We start from the raw sequence: 13,452 nt of genomic DNA on the forward strand, positions 1-13,452 counted from the left end.
AAGGGAGTTCTTCCCCTCGCTCAGCCCGCCGGTTCGGCCCCCCGGCCGCCGCTAGCGTCGGTCGCGCCGGTCACCCGACCGAGCCGGGCCGGCCGCCCGGACGTCCGCACGCACCCGCGCCCGGACCGCGGCCGACCGACGGCACCCCGGAGGTAACGCGCCATGACCACCCAGCCCAACCGCCGCCCAGGCCGCCGCAGGCGCAGCCGCAAGGGCGCGATCGTCGGGGCCTCGGCGGTCGCCGCCGCCCTGGTCGCGGGCGGTGTCGTCGTCCTCGCCTCCTCGGCCAGCGCCGCCTCGCTCGGCGCCGTCTACAGCCGGACCAGCAGCTGGGACTCCGGCTACACCGGCCAGTACCTGGTCACCAACCCGGACAGCGGCCCGATCGAGGAGTGGACGCTCAGCTTCGACCTCCCGGCCGGGGCGAAGATCGACTCGCTCTGGAACGCCACCTTCACCGCCGCCGGCCAGCACGTCACCGTCAAGCCGGAGGCGTGGAGCAAGCGGCTGGAGCCCGGCAAGAGCGTGGTGGTCGGCTTCGTCGCCCAGGGCGTCGGCGCCGCGCAGGCCGAGCCCGGCAACTGCCTGGTCAACAACACCTCCTGCAAGGCCGGCGACGGCACCGTGCCCACCCCCTCGGGCCGCCCGACCGCGACGGCGACGCCCACCACCGCGCCGACCAGTCCGGTGTCGACCGGCCCCGTGCCGACCACTCCCGTGCCGACCCGGACCGGGACCGGCACCCCGGCCCCCACGGGGACCGCGAGTGCCACCTCCTCGGCGAAGCCGACCACCCCGACGCCGACCCGCACCCCGACCGCCACCCCCACGGCGACCGGTGTGCCCGTACCCCCGGCCGGCGCCGGGGCCGGCTTCGCCCCGTACGTCGACACCTCGCTCTACCCGCCGTACGACCTGGTCGCCACCGCCAAGGCCACCGGGGTCAAGAACTACACCCTCGCCTTCGTGGTGTCCGGCGGCGGCTGCCAGCCCAAGTGGGGCGGCGTCAGCGATCTGTCCGCCGACGCGGTGGCCGCCCAGATCGGCGCCCTGCGGGCGATCGGCGGCGACGTCCGGGTCTCCTTCGGCGGCGCCAACGGCAGCGAGCTGGCCCTCGCCTGCGGCTCCACCGCCGACCTGGCCGCCGCCTACCAGAAGACCGTCGACGCCTACGGTCTGACCAGGCTCGACTTCGACGTCGAGGGCGGCGCGATCGCCAACACCGCCGCCAACACCCGCCGCGCCCAGGCCATCGCCCAGCTGCAGAAGAACGCCGCCGCCCAGGGCAAGGCGCTCGACGTCTCCTTCACGCTGCCCGCGCTGCCCTCCGGCCTGACCCAGGAGGGCGTCAACCTGGTCGCCGACGCCAAGAACAACGGCGTCGCGATCGGCGCGGTCAACATCATGGCCATGGACTTCGGCGACGGCGTCGCCCCGAACCCGCAGGGCCAGATGGGCAAGTACGCGATCGCCGCGGCCACCGCCACCCAGGCCCAGGTCAAGAGCGTGCTCGGACTGGACGACGCGGCCGCCTGGCGCAAGGTCGCCGTCACCCCGATGATCGGCGTCAACGACGTCGCCAGCGAGGTCTTCACCGTCGCCGACGCCAAGCAGCTCGCCGACTTCGCGGCGTCCAGGCACATCGCCTGGCTGGCGATGTGGTCCGGCACCCGCGACAAGGCCTGCGACGGCGGGGCCAAGGCCTACGCCGACGCCAGCTGCAGCAGCATCGTCCAGCAGCCGCTGGACTTCACCCGGGTCCTCGGCGCCTACACCGGCTGAGGTGCGGGGCCACTGAGGCCCTGAGCCTTCCCCCCGGTGGCCCCGGCCGTCCGTGCTCCGCCCGCAACGGAGTACGGCCGGTCGGGGCCCATTCGTCACCCTGCGTGACCATCCGTGCCCAGGCCCGGTCGGCCCGCATCCGGTATCGTCGGCGATTGGTCGAGTGGTGGACGGAGTGGACTGGTGACAGCGGTGCAAGACGAGCGCAGCCCGGTGCGGACCGCACCCGACCCCGCGCCCGCCCCCCTGTCGGACCGGCTGCGGACCGCGCTCGGCGCCCCCGTCCGCGCGCTGCGCGAGGCCCCCCGCCGACCGCTGCTGGCCGCCGCGGCCCTGGCGCTCCTGTCCCTGGTCGTGTACGCGGTGGTCCGCCACTTCGTCAACACCTCGATGGTCGACATGATCGTCTATCGGGCCGAGGGTGCCGCCGTGGCCAACGGCACCGACCTGTACGCACTGCGCGTCACCGAGTGGAACCTGCCCGCGACCTACCCCCCGTTCGCGGCCATGCTGTTCGTGCCCACCACCTGGTTCCCGGTCCCGTTCCTCCGGGTGGCGATCACTCTCGGCAACCTCGGGCTGCTCGCCCTGCTGACCCACCTGTCCTTCAAGCTGGTCGGCTGGCCGCGCCGCGAACTGCGGCCGATCGGCGTCATCCTGGTGACCGGCCTCGGCGTCTGGCTCGAACCCGTCTTCACCACGCTCCGGTACGGCCAGATCAACCTCGCGCTCGCCTGCCTGATCCTCTGGGACCTCACCCGTTCGGACGCCCGCCGCAGCAAGGGCATGGCGATCGGCATCGCCGCCGGCCTCAAGCTCACCCCCGGCCTCTTCGCCGTCTACCTGCTGATCACCGGCCGGGTCCGGGCCGCCTTCGTGGCCGGCCTCACCTTCCTCGGCACCTTCCTGATCGGCGCCCTCGTCCTGCCCGACGCCACCTGGGGCTTCTGGACCAAGTACCTCTACGACTCCTCCCGGGTCGGCAAGACCGAGATCGTCGACAACCAGTCGCTGCGCGGCGCCCTCGCCCGGCTGCTGCACACCGCCGACCCCGGCACCCTCGCCACCCTCGCGGCCGGCCTCGTCGCGGTGGCCGGCCTCGCCGTCGCCGCCTGGGCCCACCGCAGCGCCCGCTGGCTGCCCCGGGCCGAGGCTTGGGGCGTCTGCTGCGCCGCCGTCACCGCCGTGCTGATCTCACCGATCAGCTGGACCCACCACTGGGTCTGGTGCGTGCCGCTGCTCGTCCTGCTCGCCACCGAGGCCTCCGTCGAGCACGCCCGCCCGGTCGGCGTCCGCCGGCTGCGCTGGCGGGCCGCCTTCTGGGCGACGCTGCTCGCGTTCCTCTCCTTCGCGATGTGGGCCGCCAAGCCGCTCGGGCCGGCCGTCCTCCACATGGCGCCGCTGCGCCAGCTGCCGACCTCGGTCTACCCGTGGGTCGGGCTCTGCTTCCTGCTCGCCGCCGCCATCCGGATAAGGGCCCGGCGACGCTCCGCCGGGGCACCGCTGGTCCGGCTGCCCGGACAGCGCGACGGCGGTGGCCCGGACGCCACCCGCGGCCGTCAGCAGGCCCCCGCGGCCCGCTGAGCCGGCGGGGGCGCGGCTCCCGTCGCGTCGCGCGGTCCCGGCCGGGTGCGCGGCCGAGGCTTTGTGCCCGTTCGCGGGCGTGCGCGTGCTCACGCAAGCAGGTCCGCGAGCGACCCGTCCATGTCCAGCGCGGCCATCTCGCTGCCCGGCGGGACCAGCCGGTGGGCCCGCTCCAGCCAGGCCGCGACGACCGGCAGCGGCGCCTCCAGCAGGGCGTCCCCGGCCGGGGAGCTCAGCGCCAGGCAGAGCACGCTGCGCCGGCCCGAGCGGGTCGGCCAGATCCGCACGTCGCCCTGGCCGCACGGCCGGAAGGTGCCTTCGACCAGCAGCTCGCGGGCGAACACCCAGGTCACCGGGGAGCCGGTGTCCAGGTGGAAGGTGATGTGCACCGCGTACGGGTCGTGGCTGCCGTAGGACAGCCGGGCCGGGACGGGGACGCTGTGCTCGGGGGAGAGCACCAGGTTCAGCTCCAGTTCGTGCTCGACCACGCTGGTGGGGCGCTCCATGATCGTCTTCCTCTCTGCCTTCGATTCCTGCCCGGTTCCGGGCCTGGTGACCTTTGAGAGGGCGGTCCACGCCGGCTCTTACACACGTTTCCGGGATTTCTTCGGGAAGTTCGACGAGGGGGGTGAGGCGAGGGGTGGTGACCGGTGGGGGCCGCGGCGCGCGGACACCCGCCGCACGCCGGGACGGTTCGGCCGCCCCTACCTCGGAGGGCCCGCCGCTGTCAGGTGATTGACCAACTTTCCGTCGGCGCCACGACAAGGCACTACCCTTTGTGACTACCCGGCGACTGTCCGCCTACCAGCGGTGCCCCCACCCACGCGCGCCGGGCGGCTCGCGGGTGCGCCGGGCGGGCGTGCCGTGTCGGCCCCGCCAGGACCCGCCAGGAGAGAAGACCCCCATGACGGACCGCCCCTTCGCCGGCGCCGGCGACCCGGCCGTCGGACCCGAGCCGGGCTACTACCCCGACCCCTCCATCCCAGGCTTCGTCCGGTACTGGGGCGGCTCGGCCTGGGTGCCGGGCACCAGCCGGCTCGCACCCGCCGAGGGCGAGGTGATGGAGCCGCCCCGGTTCGCGTCCCGGCGGCCCGCCGCCGGCGCGGCCGGGACGGCGCGGGTGGTGCCGCCACCGGTGCTGCCGGAGCCGGCCGTTCCGGAGGCGGCGGCCCCGGAGCCGTCCTGGGGCGGGGCCGCGCACGGTGGGGGCCGGGGCGGGGACACCGGGCCGGTGTACTTCGACCAGACCACGGGCGGGGCGAAGTTCGTCCTCGGGTCGCGGGCGGCGGAGGTGATCGGCGGGCCGGTGTTCCGGATGGTCGGGGAGCCGGGGGCGTCCGAGAGCCCTGAGGTGTCTGGACTGGAGATGGCGGTGGTCGAGGTGCCGGTCTTCGACGAAGCGGTCCTCGACGAAGCGGTCCTGGGCGAGCCGGTGGTCGAGGTTTCGGCGGTGGGGGGTGCGGCAGGCCAGGGTGAGGCGGAGGAGCCCGGCTGGCAGGTCGTTCCGCAGGCGCAGCGGGGGCTGATGGAGGCGGATGGCGAGCCGCACCGGGTCTCCTGGGGGGTGCTTTCGGGGGCGCCCGACGGGGAGGAGGGGCGCGCGAGGGAGGTCCGCGCTTCGGTTGCTGTTCCGGTCCGGGCTTCGGCCGGCATGCCGGCCGCCGCTTCGGTCGGGGTGGAAGTGGCCGCCGTCTCCGGAGCGCCCGCGACCGTCCCGGCGGCGGTGGCCGTGCGGGAGGCGCCGTCGCCAGTTGCGTCGCCCGTCGCGACGTCCGTTCCGGCGGCTGTGCGCGGGGCCGGGTGTGCCGTCGAGCCCGCGTCCGAGCCCGAGCCCGCCGTGCCGGCCCCGGCCGCGCCGGTCGCCGCCGGAGCGGTTCCGGCCCGGGCCCCGGGCCGGCCCCCCGCGTCCGCCGCGTCGCTGCCGGTCGCGCGCCCGGCCCGGGAGGCCGTCGCACGGCGCCGACCCGCCCCGACGGCGCCCGCCCCCACCGTGCCCGCCTCCGCGACGCCCGCCGGACTCGGGCGTCGGCTGGCCGCGCGCGCCGTGGACACCGTCGTACTCCTCGTGGTCGCCGTCGCCGCCGGAATCCCGCTCGGCCGCTCGGCGTCCGAGCACCTCCAGCAGAAGCTCGACCAGGCCCGGATGGCCAGTTCCCTCACCCGGCGCCAGGTCCAGGTCTGGCTGGTGGACGACGTGGTGCTGGGTAAGGTCGCGGTCCTGCTCGGCATCCTGCTCTTCGTCAGCCTGCTCTACGAGGTGCTGCCGACCGCCCGCACCGGCCAGACCTTCGGCAAGCGACTGGCCCGGATCCGGGTGGCGGACGCCGCCGCCCCCGGCGCCCGGACCAGGCTGAGCCTCGGCCGCTCGCTGCTCCGATGGGCCGTGAGGCAGCTCGGCCTGCTGCTGCTCCTCGGCCTGGTCTGGCCCCTGTTCGACCGCCCGGCCCGGCGTGGCTGGCAGGACCGGGCCGCCCGTACCCGGGTGGTCCGCGACTGAGGCCTCCCGGCGTGGCGGCCGGCTCCGGGCGCGGAGGCACCATCCGACGCGGAGGCACCATCCGGCCCTGGCGGCAAAACGGACAGAATGTCCCAAACCGCGAGAATGTGTGATGTTCTACTCGACGGATGAGCACTCACGACCCCTCAGGCTCCCAGCCGGAGGGGGGCGGCCAGCCCTCCTTCGACAAGCAGTCCCCGCAGCCGGGCGGCGGCACGCCGGAAGACCGGCCGTCGGACCCGAACCCGTCGCCCGCCCCGCCGCCCACCGGCGGCCCGTCCGACGGCACCCCCAGTACCCCGCCCGAAGGCCCCGGCGCGTACGGCGGCACCTACGGCGGCCCGACCGGCGGCCAGAGCCCGCCCGGCGAGAACCCCTACGGCCAGAAGCCCTACGACCAGTCCCCGCCCGGCTACGGCCCCACCGGCTACGGAACCCCCGGCGCCGGGCCCGTCCCCGGCATGCCGCCGATCGGCAGCTGGCCCAGGCGCATCCTCGCCCGCCTGATCGACTACCTGCTCGTCCAGGCCGTCGCCGTGATCGTGGTGGCCCCCTTCGCCGACTTCGGCAACCGCTCCGGCGAGGTCGGCGCATTCTGGCTCGGCTGCGGCATCTACCTCCTCTACGAAGGCCTGATGCTCGGCCGGGACGGCCAGACCCTCGGCAAGAAGGCGATGCACGTCCGTGTCGCCATGCTGATCGACGGCAACAAGCCCACCCAGAGCGCCGCCTGGACCCGCGCGGCCGTCTACATCCTCCCCGCCGTGATCTGCTGCGCCGCCTTCTGGTGGATCATCGACGGGATGTTCGGCGTCTTCGACAAGCCCTACCGGCAGTGCATCCACGACAAGGCCGCGAAGACCGTGGTGGTCACCACCGACTGACCGGCCGAGCGGGGCCGCGACGCCCGGCGGCGGACAGGACCTAGCGTTGCTAGCGCTGCCGGGCGTACTCGTGTCCGGCCGCGGCCGGGGAGGTCGCTCCCGCCCTCGCCGCCGACCGGCCGGACACGGCGAGCGACAGCACCGTCACCACGGTGCCGAGCGCCAGCGCGAACCCCTCCAGCACCACGACCTCCAGGACGCCCGAGGCGTCCGAAACGGCCAGCAGTGCCACCGTGGCGGCGACGACGGTGAACGAACCGAGGCAGTACTGGGCAGCGGACGGACGAGGCATGGCGGGGGGTCCTTCGCGCGTCGGGGGGAACGAGCGGGAATCGTGCCGGTCCCAGAAGTGCTGCCCGGCAAGGGAGTTCGGTAAGTCCAGGCTAACCCGCCGGACCGGGAGCACAGGGGGCGCACAGGCTCACCCCGGGGTCGTCCGCCCCTCGGTACGGTGAACCCGACCGCGCCCGCCCCACCCACCCGGGGGAACACCCGTGCCCATCCCCGCCGACTGGCCCACCACCGAAGCCCAGGCACTCGCCGAACAGGAACGCCTGCGCCCCCTCGTCCAGACCCACGACCCCGACGACGCCTACGGTTCCGGGGGCTCCGACGGTTCCGGCTCCAGCAGCGGGGTCGGGCGGCTCATCGCCGGCGTCGACGTCGCCTACGACGACGAACACGACCTCGTCGCCGCCGCAGCCGTCCTCCTCGACCACGACACCCTCGCCGTCGTCGAACAGTCCACCGCCGTCGGCCGCATCCCCTTCCCCTACACCCCCGGACTGCTCGCCTTCCGCGAACTCCCCGCCGTCCTCGACGCCCTCGCCGCCCTCACCCACACCCCCGACACCGTCGTCTGCGACGGTTACGGACTCGCCCACCCCCGCCGCCTCGGCCTCGCCAGCCACCTCGGCGTCCTCACCGGCCTGCGCACCCTCGGCGTCGCCAAAACCCCGTTCACCTTCCACCACCACGACCCCGACACCCCCCGCGGCTCCACCACCCCGCTCACCGACCCCGCCACCGGCGAAGAAGTCGGCCGCGCCCTCCGCACCCGGCCCGGCGTCAAACCCGTCTACGTCTCCATCGGCCACCGCATCAGCCTCGACACCGCCGTCCGCACCACCCTCCAACTCGCCCCCCACTACCGGCTCCCCGAAACCACCCGGCACGCCGACTCCCTCTGCCGCCGCGCCCTCGCCGACGCCCTCCACACGAGGACGCCTGCGAACTGACCAGGTACCAGGCGGAATTCGGGCCCCGTGTGTTAGACATGAGACACCGGGGCCCAACCCCGGCAGCGACCCACGGACGCACGGGGGAGGCGCCGAAGTGGCAACAGGAACCGGCACGACCGGAGGCGCCGGCCAGGGCTACCGCGTCGAGGTCGAACAACTCCGCGCCTTCGCCGCCCAAGTCCGGCTCCTCCTCGCCGAATTCCAGCACCACGCCGACGGCACCGGCACCCACGGGCGCAGCGGCATCGGCAGAACCGCCTTCGGCACCTTCGCCGAAGCCACCGAGATCCACAACCGCTACAACACCATGCGCGACGGCCTGCGCGACGTCCTCGACCAACTCCAACAAGCCGTCGACGAAGCCCAGAAGAACGCCGAACTCACCGCCACCACCTACGAAGAACACGACCAGCACACCGCGAAGAAACTCAAACTCGGCGACGACGGCTGGTCCGTCGCCAACCCCTCCGCCAGCAGCAAGGCCGCCTACGAGCACACCGTCGCCCCACCCGCCCCCTGACCCCCGGCCACCCCCGGCCGAGCCCGAACGGAGGCGAACCCCCCATGGCCTACACCGACTTCACCACCTACAGCCACGCCCAACTCCGCACCATGGCCCAGGCCCTCAACCCCGGCGAAGTCATGGCCGCCGGCGACCCCTGGCGCCACGCCGCCGACACCCTCAAGGCCATCCGCGCCACCCTCACCCGCGCCAGCACCGAAGCCGTCGTCACCTGGGAAGGCGCCACCAGCGACGCCTTCCACACCCGCATGCTCCACCTCTCCGACAGCATCAACAACGCCGCCTCCTACGCCAACGACGCGGCCAACACCCTCCACAACATGTCCGAGGCCATCGCCAAGGCCAAACGCGACATGCCCGAGGAACCCAGCACCTGGGAAAAGGTCAAGGACACCGTCGGCGACGGCGTCTCCTCCGTCTTCGGCGGCGATGACGAACACATCCCCGTCGCCGACCGCCGAAAAGCCGAAGCCGCCACCGTCATGCAAACCCTCGCCATGCACTACCGCATCGCCACCCCCACCCTGAAGCCGCCGCCGAACCTGCCGGCGCTGCAGAAGTCGGATGAGACACGCGATGTGACACCACAGGACGATCCGGTCGGGGCGGCGGCGGTGGCGGGCGCGATGATGTCGGGAACCTCGATCGGCGTCGCGGGAACATCAGGGCGGGTGACGACCAGCCCACCACCGCGGAGCCCGAAGTCCTCCGGACCGACGATGCCAGCCCGCTCCACGTCGAGGAGTGCGTCTGTTCCGACCGATTCGGGGATCAGGGGTGGCACGGCGCAGACTCCGCCGAAGCCTCTGGGCTCGGTGAACTACGGCCTGGGCACGGGCATCGCGGGCACGCCGGCGGGCGTCCCCAACAGGACCGTGGTCACCACCGTCGCCCCGGGAACTGAGGTGTCCGGGGCTGGTGTTGTGCCGCCTGGTGGCGCTGCGGGCAGCCTCCCGGGAAGCAACGGCGGGCAGGGGATCTCCAATCCCGCAGGCCCGGCGGCTGGTCTACCTGTCGGTTCCGGCATCGGCGAGGCCGGGGTCGGATTCGGCGGTCGGGGACTCCCGGACGGCGCGTATCCGATGGGCGGCTCCGGACCGGGCGGGGGCGCCGGGGGCCGCGGTGGCTCCGGTGCCCGGCCGGTGGGTGGGTCTGCAGGCCGATCTGGTGGGATCGTCGGCGGGACGGTAGGACCGGTCGAGGGAATGCGCGGTAAACAGGCGTTCACGGAAGGCGGTTCCGGCCTGGGAGTCCGGAACCGGCTCAGGGGCGAACCCGGTGCTGGCGGCCCAGGCGGCATGGCCCCTGGCCTGCCGCTCACCGGCGCGCAACGGCACAAGGAGGACCGGGAGAAGGGGCGGCGGCCCGACTACCTCGTCGAGGACGAGGAGACCTGGGCGGCGGACAAGCCGGCCAATCCGAACGTGGTGGAATGAGCCCGGTCCTGAAACGGATGGGTGATCTGATCGCGGGGCGGCCGAGCGGGTGGGTGGGGGGGGCCCGCCGGGGTGGGGGGGGGGGCGGATTAGTTGGGGGCGGTCCGCGGGGCGGCCCGGGGCGGGGGGGCCCTCCCCCCCCCACACCACCCCTAGACCACCACACCCCGACGACACGCATGTCGTCGTTTGCCGCGCGCGTCCCACCCAGCGCGCGCGCCCCCCCCCCGCCTCGCTGAGTGGGGTGACCAGGCTTGACGAGCCGCCGGTTGGCGCGTGGTACAGCGGCCCTTGCCGCCGGGGCATTGATCTGGAGTGTCGCGGCACCAACGGCATCGGCGGATCAGATCAGAGACGAGCAGTGGGCTCTGAAGACCTTCGAGGCCGAGACGAAAGTCTGGACTGTCAACCAGGGCGAGGGGGTGATCGTCGGTGTGGTCGACAGTGGGGTCAACCAGGACCATCAGGACCTCACCGGACAGGTGCTTGCGGGGGGTGACTTCTCCGGTACGAACACGGACGGCCGTACCGACGGCGACGGCCATGGCACCGGGATGGCGAGCCTGATCGCAGGGCACGGGCACGGTGCGCAGGCGGGGATCATGGGCTTGGCGCCGAAGGCGAAGATCCTGCCGGTGAAGGTACGGACCGACGGCGAGAATCGGGATCTCCAGCAGAACGGCCTCGCCGAGGCGATCCGCTTTGCTGTGGATCACGGTGCGAAGGTCGTCAACATGTCGGTAGGGGGGACGTCGAGGTTCGACTCTCCGGCACGTGAAGCCGTCAACTACGCGGTCTCCAAGGACGTCGTGCTGGTTGCCGCCACCGGGAACAACGGCGACAGCCTGAGCGGTGTCCAGTACCCGGCGGCCTTCCCCGGAGTGGTGGCGGTCGGCGCGGTGGACCGGCAGGGGCGACTGTGGGAGAAGTCGAGCTACGGACCGGAGACCACACTGGTCGCCCCCGGGGCGGAGATCTACCGGGCCAGTGCGAAGACCTCTGCCGGCTACGGCGTGGGCAACGGCACCTCCGATGCCACTGCCTACGTCTCCGCCACCGCCGCGTTGATCCGGGCGAGGTATCCGGAGCTTTCGGCTGGGCAGGTGATCAATCGGATGATCAGGACTGCCACGCCGCCGCGGGACGGGTCGGCGGTGCCGGGGAGCAGGTACGGCTTCGGGGTGCTGGCGCCGGCGAAGGCGTTGGAGGCTGATCCGGTGGTGGACGGCGGGTCTCGGGTGAATCCGTTGGTGGGGCGGGGGGAGTCGCAGGGGGCTGCGGGGGGCGGGGTGACGGAGGAGCCGGGTGGCGAGGCCGTGGTGCCCGCGGCGGGGGCCGGCGGGGGCGGCTGGTTCGGGGTCGGGGTTGCGGTGGGGGTGGCGTTGTGGGGGGTGCTGGTCGGCGGGGTGGTGGCGGTCGTGGTGTGGGTGGTGCGGGTGCGGCGGCGCAGGGGTGCGGTCGGCTGAGGGCGGCGGGCGGGGTGGCAGCATTTTGGTGGCGGTTGGCGTCCTTGCCGCTGGTGGGGTGGGTGGTGGGGTGGCCATGCTGGGGCCATGAGTGCTTCTGAGCGTGGCGTGGATCCGGTGGGTGTGGTCGTTCCGGACGGCAAGGACTGGACGTGGGTGTTGGAACGCCCGTGTCCGGATTGTGGGCTGGATGTTGCGGCGGTGGTGCGGGAGGACGTCGCGGGGATGGTTCGGGCCAATGCGGAGGCCTGGGTGGCGCTGTTGGCCGGGGCCGAGGAGGGTTTGCGTCGGCGGCCGCGGCCGGGGGTGTGGTCGGGGCTGGAGTACGCGTGCCATGTCCGGGACGTGTTCCGGCTGTTCCGGGTCCGGTTGGACCTGATGCTGGCCGAGGAAGCCCCGCTGTTCCCGAACTGGGATCAGGATGAGACGGCGGTCGCCGAGCGGTACGGGGAGCAGGTGCCGGCGGTGGTGGCCGGGGAGTTGGCGGCGGCCGCGGAGGTGCTGGCGGCGGCGTTCGGGCGGGTGGCGGGCGAGCAGTGGGGGCGGACCGGGGGCCGTAGTGACGGGGCGCGGTTCACGGTGGAGTCGTTTGCCCGTTATCTGATCCACGACCCGGTGCATCACTTGTTCGACGTGACGGGCGATCGGGTCTGAGGGGGCTCACCAGCCGGAGGCCTCCCACAGCATGGTGCGCCGGAGTCGGCCGGCGACGCTGGCGGTGTCGGTGCCGATGACGTCGGCGATCTCGGGGGCGGCGAGGCCGACGACGTAGTGCAGGATCGCCAGGTCGTCGTCGGCGGGGTGGCGGTCCGGTGCGGCGGGCACGTGCCGGGTGTGGTCGGCGACGGTGCTGCGCAGGATCTGCCAGGCGTTCGCGGTGGGGTTGGAGCTGCCCAGCAACTCGCGCCATTGGACGGCGATTTCGGCGAATGCCTGTTGGACGGCGGTGGCCGCGCTGCTGTGATCGGTCAGCCACACCCGGGCGTAGCTGAGGTACCGGGGGCGGTGGAGTTCGCAGAAGGCGGCGAACTCCAGTGGTACGTCCTCCGGTTCACCGGGCCTCGGGGGCGGCTCGGCGGAACTCGCGTGACGGTTGGTCATCTCGGCTTCTCGGAAAGGGAGATGGGTGGCTGACGGTCGATCATCTGCGCTCACTCTACGATATGCCCTCGGTGCGCTGGGTTACCAATCGGATTGAATGCCCGGAACCCGCCGCCGCTCGGCCGGTTCCGGTGTCGACCGGTGGGGCGCGGTGGTGCAGCGGTGGTGGGGCGGCCGGGCGGAGGATCGGTGGGGGAGGGTGGCGCAGTGGTGCGGGGGGTGTAGTTGCGAGCGCGTCGCGGCTGGTCAGGGGGTGCAGAAGGGCCGTGGTTGCAACACGGTTGATGTGCCACCGTAGGGCTTATGGAGGCTGGCGTCCACGCCCACGGCGCGAAGCTGCGGCCGCACAACCATCCGCGCAACCACACCTTCGGTCGCGCCCGTACCGGCGTGGCGCGACGGGCCGGATGGGCACCGCCGTGCATGCCGCCGCCGGGGGCGCGCAGCCCGGGTGCGGGCGGTGGATGCGGGCGGTGGGTGCGAGGTGGGCGCGCTGCGCGCCGAGGCGGGTGTGGCGGGGGCGTGGCGGCAGGGGTGGTGGGTGGACGGTGCGCTCGCCGTGGCGGCGGCGCACCGGGTGGCCGAGGGGGCGGAGCAGGCGTTGATCCGGGTGGTCCCGCGCCTGCTGGCCGCCACCGTGCACGTCGGCCACGCCTCGGCGGCCTGGGGGCCGAGGCGCGGGCGGGGTGGTCTGCCGTCAGGGCTGCGGTCGGGCCTCCGTCGGGGAGAGGCGGTCGTCGACGGCGCTGCTCCGTTCGACCTGGGCGGGGAAGGATTCGATGGCCCGCCGCCGGGCGAGTTGGGCGGCGGGGGCGGGGGGGGGCGGCGCCCGCCGCCCCGGGGGCGGGGCCCCCTGCGGGCCTGGGGGGGGGGGGGGGCGGGGGGGGCGCGGTGGCAGCGGGCGGCGCCGGCGGGGGTGAGGGAGCTGGTGTCCAGGG

At 73.8% G+C, this 13,452-nt stretch carries 12 protein-coding genes; 9 read left to right on the forward strand and 3 right to left on the reverse strand.

Translation table 11 applies throughout. From position 1 onward, the window contains the following. The first annotated feature begins 162 nt into the window (after nucleotides 1-162). Nucleotides 163-1,782, forward strand: coding sequence for a cellulose binding domain-containing protein (locus ACFV6I_RS15450; RefSeq protein WP_380425609.1), 1,620 nt, complete (start codon nucleotides 163-165; stop codon nucleotides 1,780-1,782). 183 nt (nucleotides 1,783-1,965) lie between these two features. Further along, a complete protein-coding gene (locus ACFV6I_RS15455) occupies nucleotides 1,966-3,366 on the forward strand; it encodes a glycosyltransferase 87 family protein (protein ID WP_380425611.1) in 1,401 nt (466 codons plus the stop codon). Nucleotides 3,367-3,455: 89 nt separating this feature from the next. Here ACFV6I_RS15455 and ACFV6I_RS15460 read toward each other — a convergent pair whose 3' ends face one another. Beyond that, entirely contained in the window at nucleotides 3,456-3,872 is a 417-nt protein-coding gene (locus tag ACFV6I_RS15460) for an SsgA family sporulation/cell division regulator (protein WP_063349195.1), read from the reverse strand. A gap of 398 nt (nucleotides 3,873-4,270) precedes the next feature. On the opposite strand from ACFV6I_RS15460, the gene ACFV6I_RS15465 reads away from it, so the two are divergent. Together ACFV6I_RS15465 and ACFV6I_RS15470 are read left to right on the forward strand one after the other, a co-directional pair. Next, nucleotides 4,271-5,863 carry an RDD family protein gene (locus ACFV6I_RS15465; protein ID WP_380425613.1) on the forward strand — a complete coding sequence of 531 codons (1,593 nt, stop codon included), beginning with the start codon at nucleotides 4,271-4,273 and terminating at the stop codon, nucleotides 5,861-5,863. A 128-nt stretch (nucleotides 5,864-5,991) separates the two neighbouring features. After that, entirely contained in the window at nucleotides 5,992-6,747 is a 756-nt protein-coding gene (locus ACFV6I_RS15470) for an RDD family protein (RefSeq protein ID WP_380425615.1), read from the forward strand. A gap of 49 nt (nucleotides 6,748-6,796) precedes the next feature. Here the strand turns inward: ACFV6I_RS15470 and ACFV6I_RS15475 are convergent, their stop codons facing one another. Beyond that, nucleotides 6,797-7,039 (reverse strand): hypothetical protein, encoded by a 243-nt coding sequence (locus ACFV6I_RS15475; protein ID WP_380335187.1) that lies wholly within the window; start codon nucleotides 7,037-7,039, stop codon nucleotides 6,797-6,799. Nucleotides 7,040-7,241: 202 nt separating this feature from the next. Between ACFV6I_RS15475 and ACFV6I_RS15480 the strand changes: the two genes are divergently transcribed. The 5 genes from ACFV6I_RS15480 to ACFV6I_RS15500 all read left to right on the forward strand — a co-directional run bounded on the left by ACFV6I_RS15480 (nucleotide 7,242) and on the right by ACFV6I_RS15500 (nucleotide 12,067). Next, nucleotides 7,242-7,985 carry an endonuclease V gene (locus ACFV6I_RS15480; protein WP_380425617.1) on the forward strand — a complete coding sequence of 248 codons (744 nt, stop codon included), beginning with the start codon at nucleotides 7,242-7,244 and terminating at the stop codon, nucleotides 7,983-7,985. A 97-nt stretch (nucleotides 7,986-8,082) separates the two neighbouring features. Continuing rightward, the gene (locus ACFV6I_RS15485; protein ID WP_380425619.1) at nucleotides 8,083-8,508 is read left to right on the forward strand and encodes a hypothetical protein; all 426 of its coding nucleotides are present in this window, start codon (nucleotides 8,083-8,085) and stop codon (nucleotides 8,506-8,508) included. A gap of 44 nt (nucleotides 8,509-8,552) precedes the next feature. Beyond that, nucleotides 8,553-9,947 carry a WXG100 family type VII secretion target gene (locus ACFV6I_RS15490; protein WP_380425621.1) on the forward strand — a complete coding sequence of 465 codons (1,395 nt, stop codon included), beginning with the start codon at nucleotides 8,553-8,555 and terminating at the stop codon, nucleotides 9,945-9,947. 254 nt (nucleotides 9,948-10,201) lie between these two features. Then, nucleotides 10,202-11,413, forward strand: coding sequence for a type VII secretion-associated serine protease mycosin (gene mycP / locus ACFV6I_RS15495; RefSeq protein ID WP_380425623.1), 1,212 nt, complete (start codon nucleotides 10,202-10,204; stop codon nucleotides 11,411-11,413). Between the two features lie 87 nt (nucleotides 11,414-11,500). Next, nucleotides 11,501-12,067: a DinB family protein gene (locus ACFV6I_RS15500; RefSeq protein ID WP_380425625.1), complete on the forward strand. Its 567-nt coding sequence runs from the start codon at nucleotides 11,501-11,503 to the stop codon at nucleotides 12,065-12,067. Nucleotides 12,068-12,073: 6 nt separating this feature from the next. Here the strand turns inward: ACFV6I_RS15500 and ACFV6I_RS15505 are convergent, their stop codons facing one another. After that, nucleotides 12,074-12,514 carry an RNA polymerase sigma factor gene (locus tag ACFV6I_RS15505; RefSeq protein ID WP_380425627.1) on the reverse strand — a complete coding sequence of 147 codons (441 nt, stop codon included), beginning with the start codon at nucleotides 12,512-12,514 and terminating at the stop codon, nucleotides 12,074-12,076. Nucleotides 12,515-13,452 lie beyond the last annotated feature (938 nt).

The organism is Kitasatospora sp. NPDC059803 (genome assembly GCF_042732255.1).
In the GTDB taxonomy this organism is placed as follows: Bacteria; Actinomycetota; Actinomycetes; order Streptomycetales; family Streptomycetaceae; genus Kitasatospora.